Here is a 15,917-nt window from a genome sequence, read left to right on the forward strand (position 1 = left end):
AGCCCCCCGATTTTTAGTTTTTTGAGGACGCCATGAGCGCAAACGACCACACCACGGCCCACGAAGAAGCCCACACTGGCCCGATCAAGACGCCCCAGCAGCTGCTGGCAGCGGTTTTTTTCTCTTTTGTCGTCCCCGTTTTCGCCATCATCGGCCTGGTTTATTACGTCGCCTCGGCCAACAAGCCGGCCGCCGGCGCCAACGAAGACGCCAAAACCGTCGCACAACGCATCCAGAAAATCGGTTCGGTTGAAATCCGTGATGCGAACCGCCCGCTCAAATCCGGCGAAGAAGTCTACAAAGCCCAGTGCGTGACCTGCCACGGCACGGGCGCCGCCGGCGCACCCAAGTTCGGCGACGCGGGCGCCTGGGGCCCCCGCATCAAGACCGGCTTCGACACGCTCTGGCATTCGGCCCTCAAGGGCAAGGGCGCCATGGGCGCACAAGGCGGCGGCGACTTTGAAGACATCGAGATCGGCAAGGCCGTGGTCTACATGACGACAGCCGCCGGCGGCAAGTTTGCCGAACCCAAGGCGCCTGCCGCGGCAGCGTCCGCGCCCGAAGCGGCCGCCAGCGCGGCCAAGTAAGCCCTCACGCAGTTTCCCAAAAAGCCGGTTTCGACCGGCTTTTTTCATGGCCGCTACTTTTGCTGCTGCTGCGCCTGCGGGCTGCGCACATAAGCAAAGCGCGCCGGCAGGTCGCGGGCCTTGTAGTCCTCGGGTACCCACAGGCCCTGCTCCACCGCATCGGCGGCATGCGTCATGTCCTGGGTGTGGACCAGGCCAAAACCCAGGTCGGTTTCCAGGTAAAGCCGCCCGGCTTCATCCAGAATGCAGCGCTGCGCGCGCGCGGCCGCGCCGGTGTGCGCGGTGACGGCGAAGGACGGCGCCGGGCCCACGCGCCAGACCAGCGGCGTGGCTTCGAGCTCCACATAGACGCGCTGCGGGCCGTTCTGGAAGAACCAGCGGCCGCCGGCGTCGCTTTCGTAATTGCGCTGGATGAAGTCGATCAGCTTGTCGTGCTTGAGCAGCGAGCCCTTGGCGGCCTTGTTGCGCGCGGGGTCCGCACCCGGGACACCGCTAAAAGGCCCGGCGGCCTGGGCCCTGTCGTCGCGCATATACCAGTTGCCGCGCGCGTCCAGCCCGAGCCAGCCGTAGCAGTCGGGCACATTGGGCCATTTGGCAATCGCCTGCCGAACTATGTCGTCCATAAGCCTATTCTGCGCGCGGAGCTATAACTGCGCCGCCAGAAAGGCGGTGACGGCGTCAGGCATGGCGCGCACATGGCCCGGGAAGGGCGCCGAGGGAAAGCCCACGTGGCCGCCTTGGGCCGGTTGCCACAGCGTGACGTGCGGGCCCGCCTCCGAGGCCTGCGGCAGGCTGGACGCCGGCACAAAGGGATCATTGAGCGCGTTCAGGGCCAGCGCGGGGACGGCAATCCGGTGCAGGTGCGGCTTGGCCGAGGCCCGCGACCAGTAGTCGTCGGCGTTCTTGAAGCCGTGCAGCGGTGCGGTGAAGACGTCGTCAAATGCATAAAGGTCGCGCGCAGCCAGCAGCCGCTCGCGGTCGAAGAGCCCGGGGTGCTGCTCGAGCTTTTGCAAGGCCTTGGGCACCATGGTCTTGAGGAACATGCGGGTATAGACCAGGCGGTTAAAGCCCCGGCCTATGGCCCAGCCGCTGGCGGCAAGGTCCAGCGGCGAGCACACTGAGGCGATGCCGGCCACCACCTGCCGGGCCTCGGCACCCATCTCGCCGGCCCAGCGCATCAGCGCGTTGCCGCCCAGCGAGATGCCGACGGCCATCACCGGCCCGCCGCGCTGTTCCGCGAAGCGCCGCAGTATCCAGTCGATCTCGGCGAAGTCGCCCGAGTGGTAGGCGCGCGGCGCGAGGTTGATCTCGCCCGAGCAGCCGCGGAAATGCGGAATCGCGCAGGCCCAGCCGCGCTGGCGCGCTGCATCGGCCAGCGCTTCGGCGTAGTGGCTGGCCGAGGAGCCCTCCAGGCCATGGAACACCACCAGTAAGGGTTTGGGTTCCGGAGTCGCGTCGTTCGTGACCAGCCAGTCGACATCGACAAAATCCTCATCCGGCGTGGTCCAGCGCTCGCGGCGAAACACCGGCTGCGGGCCGAGGAAGCGGCGCGATTGCAGCGCGGCCCAGATGGTTTGCAGGTTGCCGCCCGGGAGCCACCAGGGCGCGGCATAGTTCATGGCGGGTTCCATGCGCAGCCGGATCAATGGAGAACGGTGGGCGTTTCCGACACTTCCTGCATTTCGCGCGGCGTGCCGGGACTGGCATGGTGGGCCACCATGCGCCAACCCTGCGCGGTCTTGTGATAGACGTTGGTGGCGATGACGTAGGCGTGGCGCGGGCCTTCTTCGGTCAGCACCTCGATGCGCTCGAGCACGCTGTGCACGCTGGCGCTCATGGCCTCCACCTTGCGCACCTTGATAGGCTGCGCGCGTATGGTGCCGTTGGAGAACATCGCATCGAAGGTCGCGCGTATGGCCGCCGGCCCCACGAGGCGGGCGCCCCCGGGATGCACGCAGACGATGTCGTCCTCGTCGCCCCAGCAGGCCATGAGTTTTTCAATGTCGCCGGTTTGCAGCGCGTCGTAAAACGCCGCCTCGATGTCATCGGCGTTGCCGCTGCTGGCGGGCGGGACTTTGGGTTTGGGCATGGGGACGATCAAAAAGAGTTCGGGCAAGGGGATGGCGGCTTCAATCCGGCTTGGCGTTTGGTGCTGAATTCTGCGCGGGATTGCGCGCCGCAGCAAGCCAGGCCTGGACCACGCCCTGCATGCCGCCGCCCGCCTGGCCCGCGCCGCGGCCGCTGCCGCTCTGGTTGGCCTGCCACAGCAGCTCGGGCGCGGCCACATGGGTGCCGGGCGGCAGCACCTGCAGGGCGGCATCGACGAACTCGGCGAGCTTGGCGGGCCGCACCGGCTGCTCGGTTTGGGGAATCATGAACTTGAGCGTGGACAGCATCCAGGCCGCGACCCGTTCCAGCACATTTTTTCCCGCGGCATCCTGCGCCTTGCGGGCTGAGCGCACCAGCAGCAGGCGTTCAAAGCCCAGGGCGGCGACGGCCTGCTCGTCGAGGTTGGCCAGGCCGCGCTTGAGCGCGTCGGGCAGGCGCCCGGTGGCGTGCGGCACCACCACGACCAGGGTCTGCACGCCGCAGCGCTTGAGCCATTGCGCCAGCGCGGGCAGCTCCGAAGGCGCGGGTGTCCAGAGCGTGCGCTCACGTCCGTAATACATGCGCGGCGGCTCGAACATGACCAGCCCGGTATGCGCCGGCAGCGGCCTCAAGGCCCATTGCGCGATCGGCGAAGGCACGCCCGCCAGCGCGATGCCGACGCCGGAGAGCCCGGTCGCCATGGCTTCGGTGGCCAGCACCTCGGTGTGCGCATAGCGGCCGCTGCCGACCAGGCGGCGCAGCACCTCGTTGCCCAGCACGCCGGTGGCACCGGCCACCAGCAGGCGCGGCTTGGCCTGGGCGGGCGGCGGCGGGCGCAGGGCGGACTGCAGGGCTTGCAGCGGGCTGCCGGAAGCGGAGGGTGTGGGCAGCGGGGACATTCGACTATGTTAGTGTTGCGGCTTGCATTTTCGGAGGCATTGCCATGACGATATCCCGCTTTTTGACATTCACCCTCGCGGCCCTGCTGGGCCTGCTGCTCTCGGGTTGCGGCTACAACGATTTCCAGCGCCTGGATGAGCAGACCAAGTCGGCCTGGTCCGAAGTGCTGAACCAGTACCAGCGCCGCGCCGACCTGGTGCCCAATATCGTGGCCACGGTCAAGGGTGAAGCGGCGTTCGAGCAGGATACGCTGACCAAGGTGGTGGAAGCACGCGCCAAGGCCACCTCCATCCAGGTGACGCCCGAAACCCTGAACAACCCGGCCGCCTTCAGCAAATTCCAGGCGGCGCAGGGCGAGTTGGGCAGTGCGCTGAGCCGCCTCATGGTGGTCAGCGAACGCTACCCCGACCTCAAGGCCAACCAGGGCTTTCGCGACCTGCGCGTGCAGCTCGAAGGCACGGAAAACCGCATCACCGTGGCGCGCAACCGCTACATCCAGGCCGTGCAGGAGTACAACGTGCTCACGCGCAGCTTCCCGAACAACCTGACGGCCATGGTCTTTGGCTACCAGGTCAAACCCAACTTCTCGGTGCAGAACGAGGCGCAGATCTCCACACCGCCGGTGGTGGACTTCAACAAGAAATAAAGAGCACGGCGGGCCTGAGCGTGCGGCGCTCCATGCTTTTTGTTCGCGGCGGTGCCCGGCTGCTGGGGGGCCTGCTGCTGGCCGCCTGGCTGCCGCTGGCGGCCTGGGCGCAGGGCGGCGTGCAGCCGGTGCCGGCGCTGACGGCCCACGTCATGGACGGCACCGGCACGCTCAATTCCACGCAGCGCGAGGCGCTGGAAGCCAAGCTCACGGCCTTTGAACAAAGCCGCGGCGCCCAGGTGGTGATGCTGCTGGTGCCCACCACCCAGCCGGAAGACATCGCCGCCTATGCGCAGCGCGTGGGTGACAGCTGGAAGATAGGCCGCAAGGGCGTGGGCGACGGCCTTCTGCTGGTGGTGGCCAAGAACGACCGCAAGGTGCGCATAGAAACCACCAAGGCGCTGGAAGGCGCCATCCCCGACCTGGCGGCACGCCAGGTCATAGACACGGCCATCACGCCGCGCTTCAAGCAGGGCGACTTCGCCGGCGGGCTCGATGCCGCGGCCGACCAGCTCATTGCACTGATCAGCGGCGAAAACCTGCCCGCGCCGGAACACAGCGGCAGCAGCGGCAACAACGACGGTTTTGAGTGGACGGACCTGGCCGTCTTCCTGTTTTTTGCGGTGCCGATTGCCGGGCGCATGGCGGCCACGGTCCTGGGGCGCAAATTCGGCTCGCTGGCCACCGGTGGCGTGGTCGGCGTGCTGGCCTGGATTTTCACCAGCAGCCTGATCGTGGCCGGCCTCGCCGTCCTGGTGGGCACGGTGTTCGCGCTGGTCGCCAGCCTGGGTGCGCTGGGCGGGGGCCGCCGCTCTTCGGGCGGCTGGACCTCCGGCGGCATAGGCAGCGGTGGCGGCGGCTGGAGCAGCGGCAGCAGCAGCAGCGATGGCGGGGGCTTCAGCAGTGGCGGCGGCGGTGATTTTGGCGGCGGCGGCGCCTCGGGAGACTGGTAGCCATCATGCTCAACAAGCTCAAGACCCTGCTCAAACACCTGTGGCTGGACGCCTCCGATACCCGGCGCGCGATTCCGCCCGACATGCTGCAGCGGCTCGCGCGGCGCGTGGCGGCGAGCGAACGGCGCCACAGCGGCGAAATCCGCATCTGCGTGGAGGCCTCACTGCCCCTGAGCTATCTGTGGCGGCTGGGCCGGCACACGTCCATCGCCGCGCTCACGCGCCAGCGCGCGGTCACGATGTTCGGCAAGCTGCGCGTCTGGGACACGGAACACAACAACGGCGTGCTGATTTACGTGCTGCTGGCCGAACGTGCGATCGAGATCGTCGCCGACCGCGGCGTGGCGCGGCATGTCGGCCCCCATCAATGGCAGGCCATGGTGGCGCGCATGGCGGCCGCGTTTCGCGAGCAGCGTTATGAGGATGGGCTGACGCAGGCGCTGGAAGAAACTTCGGCGGTGCTGATGCAGCACTTCGCGGCGGATGGCTCAGAAGAAGGTGCGCAAGCCAGGGCGAATGAGCTGCCCGACGCGCCGCTGCTCCAGTAAGAGAGCCAAAGAATCAGGATGAAAGCAGGACGCCCAGGACAAACAGCCCCGTCAGCACAACCAGGATGCGGCGTATCCATGTCCTGAGCGAACGTCGTCCCCTGGGGTGCGGCGAAAGCTCTTCGTCCCACGTCAGACTGTCCAGTGCGCTGTTCATAGTCCCACCTCGTCGGTTAGCGTGAATCCCTGGACCCACGATACGGCAGCGGCGCCCTCGCTGGCTGTCATTTAGGGTTTCCAGTTGTTAAGCTGAGGCGCCGGCGCAACAGCATGAGTGCGAAAGGATTAGCGCTCATGCGCCGCCCATGAAAAAAGCCCCTGGCTTTCGGCAGGGGCTTGGCGCGATCCGGCGATAAAGCCGGAAGGCTGGTTTTTATTTCTTCTGGCGGTATTTGCGCAAGGCGGCGATCTGCGCGGCCATGACGGCGAGTTCAGACTGGGCCATGGCGATGTCGATGTCGCTCTTGGCGTTCTTCAGCGCTTCCTCGGCAGCGGCCTTGGCTTCGCTGGCCTTGGTCTCGTCCAGGTCCTTGCCGCGGATCGCGGTGTCGCTCAACACCGTCACGCAGTTGGGCTGCACTTCGAGCAGGCCGCCGGCCACGAAGACGAACTCTTCCGTGCCATCGGCTTTTTCAATGCGCACGGCACCCGGCTTGATGCGGGTGATCAGAGGCGTGTGGCGCGGGTAAATGCCCAGCTCGCCAGCCTCGCCGGGCAATGCCACGAACTTGGCTTCGCCCGAGAAGATGGACTCTTCTGCGGATACGACGTCGACGTGAATGGTGCTCATACGTACTCCAATTAAAAAGGGGGATGGAAAGTGGTCAGTTGAGATGAGCCGCTAGGCGGCGCGCGGAAATGTGCAGAAAGCACATTGAGCACGCCAACAACGCGGATCGCTCAAATGGCCGCTTTACGCCACCTTTTTCGCTTTTTCGAAGGCTTCGTCAATGGTCCCGACCATGTAGAAAGCCTGTTCCGGCAGGTGATCGCACTCACCGGACACAATCATCTTGAAGCCGCGAATCGTTTCAGCCAGGCTGACGTACTTGCCGGGCGAGCCGGTGAACACTTCAGCAACGTGGAAAGGCTGCGACAGGAAACGCTGGATCTTGCGGGCGCGGGCCACGGCCAGCTTGTCTTCAGGGGCCAGTTCGTCCATGCCCAGAATCGCGATGATGTCGCGCAGTTCCTTGTAGCGCTGCAGCGTGCCCTGCACGGCGCGGGCCGTGTTGTAGTGGTCTTCGCCGACGACGTTGGGGTCCAGCTGGCGGCTGGTGGAATCCAACGGATCGACCGCGGGGTAGATACCCAGCGAAGCGATGTCGCGCGAGAGCACCACGGTGGAGTCCAGGTGGGCGAAGGTGGTGGCGGGCGACGGGTCGGTCAAGTCATCGGCAGGCACGTAAACGGCCTGGATGGAGGTGATGGAGCCGACCTTGGTGGAGGTAATACGCTCTTGCAGGCGGCCCATTTCCTCGGCCAGCGTGGGCTGGTAACCCACGGCGGAAGGCATACGGCCCAGCAGCGCGGACACTTCGGTACCGGCCAGCGTGTAGCGGTAGATGTTGTCCACGAAGAACAGAACGTCGCGGCCTTCGTCACGGAAGGATTCGGCGATCGTCAGGCCCGTCAGCGCGACGCGCAGGCGGTTTCCTGGGGGTTCGTTCATCTGGCCGTAGACCATGGCCACTTTGGATTCGCCGAGGTTCTCGAGGTTCACGACGCCGGAATCGGCCATCTCGTGGTAGAAGTCATTGCCTTCGCGGGTACGTTCACCCACACCGGCGAACACGGACAGGCCCGAGTGCGCCTTGGCGATGTTGTTGATCAGTTCCATCATGTTCACGGTCTTGCCGACGCCGGCACCGCCGAACAGGCCCACCTTGCCGCCCTTGGCGAAGGGGCAGACCAGGTCGATCACCTTGATGCCGGTTTCCAGCAGTTCCTGCGATGGCGACAGTTCGTCGTACGCGGGCGCCTTGCGGTGGATGGGGGCGGTCAGGGTCTGGTCGACCGGGCCGCGCTCGTCGATGGGCGAACCCAGCACGTCCATGATGCGGCCCAGCGTGGCCTTGCCCACGGGAACCGTGATGTTGGCGCCGGTGTTGTACACGACGTTGCCGCGGCGCAGGCCGTCGGAGGTGCCCAGCGCGATGGTGCGCACGATGCCGTCGCCCAGCTGCTGCTGGACTTCCAGGGTCAGCGCGGAGCCTTCCATCTTGAGCGCGTCGTAAATCTTGGGCATCTGGTCGCGCGCGAATTCCACGTCAACCACCGCACCAATACACTGAACAATCTTGCCTTGAGCCTGAGCCATGATTGAATCCTTTTCCGTTTCTTTAAATCTTTAAATCGGGTGTGGCGGCTTAAACCGCTGCAGCACCGGCAACGATTTCCGAAAGTTCTTTCGTGATCGCCGCTTGACGCGTTTTGTTGTAAACCAGCTTGAGTTCGCCGATCACGCTGCCGGCGTTGTCGGTGGCGGCCTTCATGGCCACCATGCGGGCGGACTGCTCGGACGCCATGTTCTCGGCGACCGCCTGGTACACCAGCGCTTCCACGTAGCGCACCAGCAGGTCGTCGATCACGGTCTGCGCGTCGGGCTCGTAGATGTAGTCCCAGCCGTGCTGGTCCTTGTCGGCCTGCAGGTGCGCTGCCGTCAAAGGCAGCAGCTGCTCGACCACCGGTTCCTGGCGCATGGTGTTGATGAACTTGGTGTAGCACAGGTACACCGCGTTGATCTTGCCTTCGCTGTAAGCGTCGAGCAGCACCTTGACGGGGCCAATCAGTTTTTCCAGGTGCGGCTTGTCGCCCAGTTGCGTCGCGTGCGACACCACCTTGGCGCCGACCCGGTTCAGAAAACCGAGGCCCTTGTTGCCGATGGCCACCGCCCGCGCGTCATGGCCGGCGGCCTGCACTTCCTTGAGCTTGGCCGTCACGGCGCGCAGCACGTTGGTGTTCATGCCGCCGCACAGGCCCTTGTCGGTCGTCACCACGATGAACCCGGTGGCCTTGGCGTCGTTGGACTCCATGAACGCGTGGGTGTACTCGGGGTTGGCCTGACTCAAGTTGGCCGTGATGTTGCGGATCTTGTCGCTGTAAGGACGGGCAGCGCGCATCCGCTCCTGCGCCTTGCGCATCTTGGAGGCGGCCACCATCTCCATGGCCTTGGTGATCTTCTTGGTGTTTTCCACCGATTTGATCTTGCCGCGTATTTCCTTGCCTGCTGCCATATGGATTCCTAAGGGGTTCCTGAGGGTTGCTTAATTACCTGCTTGACGATGAGGTCAGGCGAGATCAGGCAAACGACTTCTTGAACTCGGTCACGGCCGTGTTCAGTTCAGCCTCAGCGTCCTTGTCCATGGCCTTGTTGGCTTCGAGCTTGGCCATCAGGGCCGCGTTCTTGTCCTTCAGGTAGGCGTGCAGGCCGTGTTCGAAAGCCAGGACCTTCTTGACTTCGATGTCGTCCATGAAGCCCTTGTTCACGGCGAACAGCGTGGCAGCCATGTTGGAGATCGACAGCGGCGAGTACTGGGCCTGCTTGAGCAACTCGGTCACGCGGGCACCGCGGTCCAGCTGCTTGCGGGTGGCCTCGTCCAGGTCGGAGGCGAACTGCGCGAAGGCAGCCAGTTCACGGTACTGGGCCAGGTCGGTACGGATACCGCCGGACAGGTTCTTGATCAGCTTGGTCTGGGCGGCGCCGCCGACGCGCGACACCGAGATACCGGCGTTGATCGCGGGACGGATACCGGCGTTGAACAGGCTGGTTTCCAGGAAGATCTGGCCGTCGGTGATCGAGATCACGTTGGTCGGAACGAACGCGGACACGTCGCCGGCCTGCGTTTCGATGATGGGCAGCGCGGTCAGCGAACCGGTCTTGCCTTTGACGGCACCCTTGGTGAAGTCTTCAACATACTTCTCGTTCACGCGGGCTGCGCGCTCGAGCAGGCGGCTGTGCAGGTAGAACACGTCGCCGGGGTAAGCTTCGCGGCCTGGCGGGCGGCGCAGCAGCAGCGAAACCTGGCGGTAGGCCACGGCCTGCTTGGACAGGTCGTCATACACGATCAGCGCGTCTTCGCCGCGGTCGCGGAAGTACTCGCCCATGGTGCAGCCGGAGTAGGCGCTGACGTATTGCATGGCGGCGGACTCGGAAGCCGCGGCGGCCACGACGATGGTGTATTCCATCGCGCCGGCTTGTTCCAGCGCGCGCACCACGTTCTTGATCGAGGAAGCCTTCTGGCCGATCGCGACGTAGACGCAGGAAACGCCCTTGCCCTTCTGGTTGATGATGGCGTCGATGGCCACGGCGGTCTTGCCGGTCTGGCGGTCGCCGATGATCAGTTCGCGCTGGCCGCGGCCGACGGGCACCATGGAGTCGATGGACTTCAGGCCGGTCTGCAGGGGCTGGTCGACGGATTTACGGGCGATCACGCCGGGCGCGACCTTCTCGATCACGTCGGTCATCTTGGCGTTGATCGGGCCTTTGCCGTCGATGGGCTGGCCCAGGGCGTTCACCACGCGGCCGAGCAGCTCGGGGCCGACGGGCACTTCCAGGATGCGGCCCGTGCACTTGACGGTGTCGCCTTCGGCGATGTGTTCGTATTCACCCAGGATCACGGAGCCGACCGAGTCGCGCTCGAGGTTCAGCGCCAGGCCGTAGGTGGGGGTGCCGTCGGCGGTTGAGGGGAATTCCAGCATTTCGCCCTGCATCACGTCGGACAGGCCGTGGATGCGGACGATACCGTCGGTGACGGACACCACGGTGCCCTGGTTGCGGATGTCGCTGCTGCCGGTCAGGCCTTCGATACGGCTCTTGATCAGTTCAGAAATTTCTGCGGGATTGAGTTGCATGACTCTTTCCTTCTTTCAGTATGTTGTTGGCTAAAAACCTGCGGGTGGCGCCTGAGCACCGGGCTCAGGAGATCAGCGCCACTTTCATTTGCTCTAAACGGGCTTTGACCGAGGTGTCCAGCACCTCGTCACCCACCACGACTCGCACGCCGCCTATCAGGGCCGGCTCCAGCTCAACCTGGAGGTTGAGCTTCTTGCCGAAGCGTTTTTCCAGCGTTGCCGACAGGTCGGCCAGCGCCGCGCCGTCGAGCGCGAAAGCGCTGTAGACGGTCGCGTCGGAAGAACCGCTCTGCGCGTTTTTCAGGACACGGAACTGCGCGGCGATTTCCGGCAGGACGCTGAGGCGGCCGTTCTCGATCACCGTGCGCAGGAAGTTTTTCGCGGCGTCCGGCAGCTTGGTCTTGGCAACGCCCGAAATCACGTCGAACGCCTGCGCCGAAGTGACGCCGGGGTTGCCGGCGTACTGCTGCAGCTGCGCATTCGCAGCGATGGCGGCCAGCTCGTCGAGCCAGGCGGCGGTGCCGCCCAGGTCGGAGCCGGAGGCCTTGAACAGCGCTTCGGCGTAGGGACGGGCAATGGTGGCTAGTTCGGCCATGTTGATGCTCGCTTAGAGTTCGGTCTTCAGGCGGCCCAGCAAGTCAGCATGCACACCGGCATTGACTTCCTTGCGCAGAATCTGCTCGGCGCCCTTGACGGCCAGCGCAGCCACCTGCTCGCGCAGGGCTTCGCGGGCCTTCACGGCCTGCTGCTCGGCTTCGGCCTTGGCGGCGGCAATGATCTTGCTGCCTTCCTCGGTGGCCCTGGCCTTGGCTTCTTCGATCAGGGCCTGGCCCCGGCGCTCGGCTTCGGCCAGGCGCACGGCCGCTTCGTTGCGCGACTTGGCCAGCTCCTCTTCCACGCGCTTGTTGGCGACGGAGAGTTCGGATTTGGCTTTGTCGGCAGCAGCAAGGCCGTCAGCGATTTTTTGCGCACGCGCGTCCAGGGCCGCCGCGATGGGTGGCCACACAAACTTCATCGTGAACCCGACCAAAATCAGGAACACGATCAGCTGGACAATAAGGGTACCGGTAATGCTCACTGCTCATCCTTTCCCTTGGGGCCCAGCTGCAAGCCGGCCCGAAGGAATGACATTCTTGGGACTTGGGTCAATGCTTACTTGGGCAGGTTGGCGATTTGCGCCAGGAAGGGGTTGGCGGTGGCGAACCACAGCGCGATACCCGTGCCGATAATAAAAGCGGCGTCGATCAGACCGGCCAGCAGGAACATCTTGGTCTGCAGTTCGCCCATCAGCTCAGGCTGGCGTGCAGCTGCTTCGAGGTATTTGCTGCCCATGATGCCGATGCCGATACAGGCGCCGACAGCACCGAGGCCGATGATGAGGCCAGCGGCCAGAGCGACAAAACTAATAACTTCCATGATGACTCCTTAGGACTTTGGTTACGAGAGAAAAAGAAAAACGGAAAACGGGGACAACGGGTTAGTGGTGATCGTGCGCCTGGCCGATGTACACCAGCGTCAGCATCATGAACACGAAGGCTTGCAGCGTGATGATCAGGATGTGGAAAATGGCCCAGGCCGAGCCCGCGATGATGTGGCCTATGGCCAGGCCGATGCCGGTCGCCGACAGCGACCAGGCGCCGCCCATCAGGGCGATCAGCAGGAAAATCAGTTCGCCGGCATACATGTTGCCGAACAGTCGCATGCCGTGCGAGACCGTCTTGGCGACGAACTCGATGACCTGCATCAGGAAGTTGAAGGGGTACAGCGCCCAGTGGTTGCCGAAAGGCGCGGTGAACAGTTCATGGATCCAGCCGCCCAGGCCCTTGATCTTGACGTTGTAGACCAGGCAGGTGATCAGCACGCCCATGGACAGGCCCATGGTGATGGAGAGGTCGGCGGTGGGCACCGAGCGCATGTAAGCGTGGTGCGCGTCATGGCCGGCGGCGCCGTAAATCCAGGCCCAGATGACGGGCAGCAGGTCGACCGGCAGCAAATCCATGGCGTTCAGCAGGAAAATCCAGACAAACACGGTCAGGGCCAGCGGCGCGACCAGCTTGCGGCTTTCGGCGTTGTGCACGATGCCCTTGGCTTGCGCGTCGACCATTTCGACGAGGATTTCAACCGCGGCCTGGAAGCGGCCGGGAACGCCGGAGGTGGCTTTGCGGGCGGCTTTCCAGAGCAGGAAGCAACCGAGCACGCCCAGCAAGATGGTGAAAACGGTGGAATCCAGGTTGATGACGCTCAGATCAAACGGGCCAACAAGTTCCTTGTTGCGCCAGTGCGTCAGGTGGTGAACGATGTATTCACCGGCGGTTGGACCGCCATGTCCAGCAGCATTCTCAGCAGCCATTTATTGCTCGCCTCAAAGTTTATTTTTCCTGACCGCGAACAACAGCGCGAGCCAGGACGTTTTCATTGTCACCACCAGGCCGACCAGCATGGCCGGCCAACTCAGCATCGAAACCAGCCTTGGCGCGGCAAACAGCATTGCCACCGTCAAGGCGATCTTGACCATTTCCCACAAAAAGAAACCAGCCACCGCAGTGCCTGGGTTCATGGACCACACTTTGCCGGTCAAGCCGCGCGCAAACAGCGCGGCCGGAATCACCACCGCCAGCGCCCCGTAGAGCGCCGACCAGCCGGCGGACCGCTGGCCTGTCAGCGCCCAGGCGGCACATGCCACCAAAACCCCGACCACCAGTTGCCCCGCCAATACCGACCAGGGGGAGATCGACGGACTCGTTTCACGAAGCTTTTGGGCTTCTTCCCGCGTCAGGGTCTTGAAACCCTCGTCGTCCGCCTCAAGCTCATATGTAACTGCCCGGGGGACCGGGTCCGTCGCCGAATTCGCCGAATTTGTCATTCTGAAACCTACAAATTACGGGAAAGTTACAGGGGCCGCTATTAGCAAAGCCCTTGATTATACGTAGAAACCCCTGCACCCCCATAAAAAACCCCGCTCCCGGGTGAATTAGGGGCCTCTCACACCTGCGCCGGAGGCGGGCACCAGGGGTGGTTCACAATGGGCTGGCCACAACGCCCCACTGAAAGATCCCTCCATGCACGCCCTGATGAAATTCCTGCACCTCGCCGCCGCCATCGCCTGGCTGGGCGGGATTTCCTTCATGCTCTTCGCCCTGCGCCCCGCCGCGGCCGAACAGCTCGCGCCACCGCAGCGCCTGCCGCTGATCGTGCAGGTCCTGCGGCGCTTCTTCGTCGGGGTGTGGGCCGGCATCGCGGTCCTGCTGCTGACGGGCCTGGCCATGCTGCTGGCCGTCGGCATGAAAAGCGCGCCCACCGGCTGGCACATGATGTTCGGCCTGGGCCTGTTGATGTTCGCGCTGTTCGGCCACCTGTATTTCGGCCCCTATCGCCGCCTCAAGCAGGCCGTGGCCGCGTCCGACTGGCCCGAAGGCGGGCGCCGTGTCGGCCAGATCGCCACCCTGGCCATGGCCAATCTCGCACTGGGCGCGCTGGCGATCGCCGCCGTCATTTTTCTCGCGTGAAGAAGGCGCGGCCCGAACCCCGGAAAAAAACCGGCTGGCTGGAGCGCCTGAAGGCCTCGGTGCCGACCCGCGAGGCGCTGGCCGCCCATCCCTGGCTCAGGCCCGTGGCGCACCGCCTGCTGGACCCGCAGCTGTGGCGGCTGCAGCACGAAGCCGTGGCGCGCGGCGCGGCCATAGGCATCTTCTGGGCCTTTGCCCTGCCCTTCGCGCAAATCGTCGCGGCCGCCGCCCACAGCGTCTGGTGGCGCGCCAATATTCCGGTCGCCGTCGGCATCACCTTCATCACCAACCCCTTCACCGTGGGCTTCTGGCTCTGGCTGGCCTACCAGGCCGGCAGCCTGCTGCTGGACGCGCCGCCGCCGGTGCCCATGTCCGAGGGCGCGGGTGTGATCAGCTGGCTGGCTTCGTTTGGCGGGCCTGCCATACTGGGCATGGGCCTGTTCGCGCTGCTGGGCTCCGCCGCCGGCTACCTGCTGGTCAAGCTGGCCTGGCGTTTACGCATCTGGTTCAAGCGCCGCCGCCGCTGAACGCCGGACCCTGGACAATCGGGTATTTACGCCTCTTTCTTTTTCTTCCTTTTTTTCTTCGTTTCAAGCCACCATGACCACGCTTTCCCCCAGCCTTCCCGACACGCCCTGCTACCTGAACGGCGAATACACCCCCCTCAAGGACGCGAAGATCAGCGTGATGGACCGCGGCTTCATCTTCGGTGACGGCGTGTACGAAGTGGTGCCGGCCTACGGCGGCCGGCTGTTCCGTTTTGAGCAGCACATGGCGCGACTGGAACGCAGCCTGGCCGAGCTGCGCATCCCGAACCCGATGACGCGCGCCGAGTGGCAGGCCGTGGCCCTGAAACTGATCGCGGCCCACGCGCAATCCTCCGGGGCGCCGGCCGACAGCGGCAACCAGCTGGTCTACATCCAGCTCAGCCGCGGTGTCGCCATGCGCGACCATCCCATGCTGCCCGGCCTCACCCCCACCGTGTTCGTGATGGCCAACACCATGAAGCTGCCCGGCGCGCAGCAGCGCGATGCCGGCGTGGCCTGCGTGACGGCCGACGACTTCCGCTGGGAAAAAGCCCACATCAAAAGCACCAGCCTGCTGGGCGCGGTGTTCGCGCGCCAGATCAGCGTCGATGCCGGCGCGGTGGAGACCGTGATGTTTCGCGGCGAGTACCTCAGCGAAGCCGCTTCGAGCAACGTCTGGATCGTCAAGGACGGCAAGGTGCTGGGCCCGCCCAAGGACAACCTGGTGCTCGAAGGCATACGCTTCGGCCTGATCGAGGAAATCTGCCGCGCCGCCGGCATCCCCTTTGAGCTGCGCCGCATCACGCGCGCCGAAGTGCTGGCGGCCGACGAAGTTTTGCTGTCCTCCGCCACCAAGGAAGTGCTGCCGGTCACCCTGCTGGACGGCCAGCCCGTGGGCCACGGGCTGGAAAAGGGCAAGCCCGGCCCCATCTATGCCAAGCTGTACGCCCAATACCAGCGCGCCAAACAGGCCTGAAAGGACCCCTTGCCATGACCACATCGCCCGACACCCCGAAAATCATCGGAGTCCCCGGCTCCGAGCCTTCGCGCCAGGAGTCGCTGATCGAATACCCCTCGCAGTTCCCCATCAAGGTCATGGGCCACAAGGTCGACGGGCTGGTCGCCGCCATCACCTCGGTGGCGCACCAGTTCGACCCGGCCTTCGACGCCTCCACCCTAGAGCTGCGTGAAAGCAAGGGCGGCAAATACCTGGGCGTCACCGTCACTGTCACCGCCACCAGCCGCGAACAGCTCGATGAGCTTTACCGCACGCTGTCCACGCATCCCATGGTCAAGGTGGTCCTCTAG

The 15,917-nt window shown here is 64.7% G+C and carries 22 protein-coding genes; 8 read left to right on the forward strand and 14 right to left on the reverse strand.

Annotation, left to right across the window (positions count from 1 at the left end; all coding sequences use genetic code 11):
- Positions 1-32 precede the first annotated feature (32 nt).
- A complete protein-coding gene (locus tag ACEN9P_RS09630; protein WP_477663702.1) occupies positions 33-587 on the forward strand; it encodes a c-type cytochrome in 555 nt (184 codons plus the stop codon).
- A gap of 53 nt (positions 588-640) precedes the next feature.
- Here the strand turns inward: ACEN9P_RS09630 and ACEN9P_RS09635 are convergent, their stop codons facing one another.
- From ACEN9P_RS09635 to ACEN9P_RS09650, 4 genes are read right to left on the reverse strand one after another with little or no spacing between them, the layout of a single operon-like run.
- The gene (locus ACEN9P_RS09635; RefSeq protein ID WP_477663701.1) at positions 641-1,210 is read right to left on the reverse strand and encodes a DUF2946 family protein; all 570 of its coding nucleotides are present in this window, start codon (positions 1,208-1,210) and stop codon (positions 641-643) included.
- A 21-nt stretch (positions 1,211-1,231) separates the two neighbouring features.
- Positions 1,232-2,206, reverse strand: coding sequence for a YheT family hydrolase (locus ACEN9P_RS09640; RefSeq protein ID WP_495621824.1), 975 nt, complete (start codon positions 2,204-2,206; stop codon positions 1,232-1,234).
- Between the two features lie 23 nt (positions 2,207-2,229).
- A complete protein-coding gene (locus ACEN9P_RS09645) occupies positions 2,230-2,676 on the reverse strand; it encodes a YybH family protein (RefSeq protein ID WP_477663699.1) in 447 nt (148 codons plus the stop codon).
- A 40-nt stretch (positions 2,677-2,716) separates the two neighbouring features.
- Positions 2,717-3,574: a hypothetical protein gene (locus tag ACEN9P_RS09650; protein WP_495621825.1), complete on the reverse strand. Its 858-nt coding sequence runs from the start codon at positions 3,572-3,574 to the stop codon at positions 2,717-2,719.
- 44 nt (positions 3,575-3,618) lie between these two features.
- Between ACEN9P_RS09650 and ACEN9P_RS09655 the strand changes: the two genes are divergently transcribed.
- The 3 genes from ACEN9P_RS09655 to ACEN9P_RS09665 are packed head-to-tail and all read left to right on the forward strand — an operon-like array spanning position 3,619 to position 5,722.
- Entirely contained in the window at positions 3,619-4,221 is a 603-nt protein-coding gene (locus ACEN9P_RS09655; protein WP_495621826.1) for a LemA family protein, read from the forward strand.
- A 32-nt stretch (positions 4,222-4,253) separates the two neighbouring features.
- Entirely contained in the window at positions 4,254-5,174 is a 921-nt protein-coding gene (locus ACEN9P_RS09660; RefSeq protein WP_495621827.1) for a TPM domain-containing protein, read from the forward strand.
- Positions 5,175-5,179: 5 nt separating this feature from the next.
- Positions 5,180-5,722 (forward strand): TPM domain-containing protein, encoded by a 543-nt coding sequence (locus tag ACEN9P_RS09665; RefSeq protein ID WP_495621828.1) that lies wholly within the window; start codon positions 5,180-5,182, stop codon positions 5,720-5,722.
- A 13-nt stretch (positions 5,723-5,735) separates the two neighbouring features.
- Here ACEN9P_RS09665 and ACEN9P_RS09670 read toward each other — a convergent pair whose 3' ends face one another.
- From ACEN9P_RS09670 to ACEN9P_RS09715, 10 genes are all read right to left on the reverse strand, one after another.
- Positions 5,736-5,879, reverse strand: a complete 144-nt coding sequence (locus tag ACEN9P_RS09670; RefSeq protein WP_495621829.1) for a hypothetical protein — start codon at positions 5,877-5,879, stop codon at positions 5,736-5,738.
- Positions 5,880-6,095: 216 nt separating this feature from the next.
- Complete coding sequence (locus ACEN9P_RS09675) at positions 6,096-6,512, reverse strand: F0F1 ATP synthase subunit epsilon (RefSeq protein WP_007868942.1); 417 nt, start codon at positions 6,510-6,512, stop codon at positions 6,096-6,098.
- A 123-nt stretch (positions 6,513-6,635) separates the two neighbouring features.
- A complete protein-coding gene (atpD, locus tag ACEN9P_RS09680) occupies positions 6,636-8,042 on the reverse strand; it encodes a F0F1 ATP synthase subunit beta (RefSeq protein WP_007868954.1) in 1,407 nt (468 codons plus the stop codon).
- 49 nt (positions 8,043-8,091) lie between these two features.
- On the reverse strand, positions 8,092-8,958 hold the full coding sequence (gene atpG, locus ACEN9P_RS09685; protein ID WP_007868957.1) for a F0F1 ATP synthase subunit gamma: 867 nt from the start codon (positions 8,956-8,958) through the stop codon (positions 8,092-8,094).
- A gap of 64 nt (positions 8,959-9,022) precedes the next feature.
- On the reverse strand, positions 9,023-10,576 hold the full coding sequence (gene atpA, locus ACEN9P_RS09690; protein WP_495621830.1) for a F0F1 ATP synthase subunit alpha: 1,554 nt from the start codon (positions 10,574-10,576) through the stop codon (positions 9,023-9,025).
- A 64-nt stretch (positions 10,577-10,640) separates the two neighbouring features.
- Positions 10,641-11,171 carry a F0F1 ATP synthase subunit delta gene (locus ACEN9P_RS09695; RefSeq protein ID WP_007868963.1) on the reverse strand — a complete coding sequence of 177 codons (531 nt, stop codon included), beginning with the start codon at positions 11,169-11,171 and terminating at the stop codon, positions 10,641-10,643.
- Between the two features lie 12 nt (positions 11,172-11,183).
- On the reverse strand, positions 11,184-11,654 hold the full coding sequence (locus ACEN9P_RS09700) for a F0F1 ATP synthase subunit B (protein ID WP_477663879.1): 471 nt from the start codon (positions 11,652-11,654) through the stop codon (positions 11,184-11,186).
- 74 nt (positions 11,655-11,728) lie between these two features.
- Positions 11,729-11,992, reverse strand: a complete 264-nt coding sequence (atpE, locus tag ACEN9P_RS09705; RefSeq protein ID WP_007868969.1) for a F0F1 ATP synthase subunit C — start codon at positions 11,990-11,992, stop codon at positions 11,729-11,731.
- 61 nt (positions 11,993-12,053) lie between these two features.
- Positions 12,054-12,926 carry a F0F1 ATP synthase subunit A gene (atpB, locus tag ACEN9P_RS09710; protein ID WP_477663880.1) on the reverse strand — a complete coding sequence of 291 codons (873 nt, stop codon included), beginning with the start codon at positions 12,924-12,926 and terminating at the stop codon, positions 12,054-12,056.
- 12 nt (positions 12,927-12,938) lie between these two features.
- Positions 12,939-13,439 carry an ATP synthase subunit I gene (locus ACEN9P_RS09715; protein WP_074578713.1) on the reverse strand — a complete coding sequence of 167 codons (501 nt, stop codon included), beginning with the start codon at positions 13,437-13,439 and terminating at the stop codon, positions 12,939-12,941.
- Between the two features lie 196 nt (positions 13,440-13,635).
- On the opposite strand from ACEN9P_RS09715, the gene ACEN9P_RS09720 reads away from it, so the two are divergent.
- The 4 genes from ACEN9P_RS09720 (at position 13,636) to ACEN9P_RS09735 (ending at position 15,917) form a co-directional block, all read left to right on the forward strand.
- Positions 13,636-14,082, forward strand: a complete 447-nt coding sequence (locus tag ACEN9P_RS09720; RefSeq protein WP_477663881.1) for a DUF4149 domain-containing protein — start codon at positions 13,636-13,638, stop codon at positions 14,080-14,082.
- Positions 14,079-14,609: a DUF2062 domain-containing protein gene (locus ACEN9P_RS09725; RefSeq protein WP_477663882.1), complete on the forward strand. Its 531-nt coding sequence runs from the start codon at positions 14,079-14,081 to the stop codon at positions 14,607-14,609. Before ACEN9P_RS09720 ends, ACEN9P_RS09725 begins: the two co-directional genes overlap by 4 nt.
- A gap of 73 nt (positions 14,610-14,682) precedes the next feature.
- Positions 14,683-15,585, forward strand: coding sequence for a D-amino acid aminotransferase (locus tag ACEN9P_RS09730; RefSeq protein ID WP_495621831.1), 903 nt, complete (start codon positions 14,683-14,685; stop codon positions 15,583-15,585).
- Positions 15,586-15,599: 14 nt separating this feature from the next.
- Positions 15,600-15,917: an HP0495 family protein gene (locus tag ACEN9P_RS09735; RefSeq protein ID WP_495621832.1), complete on the forward strand. Its 318-nt coding sequence runs from the start codon at positions 15,600-15,602 to the stop codon at positions 15,915-15,917.

This window comes from Polaromonas sp. Polasp52, assembly GCF_059491565.1.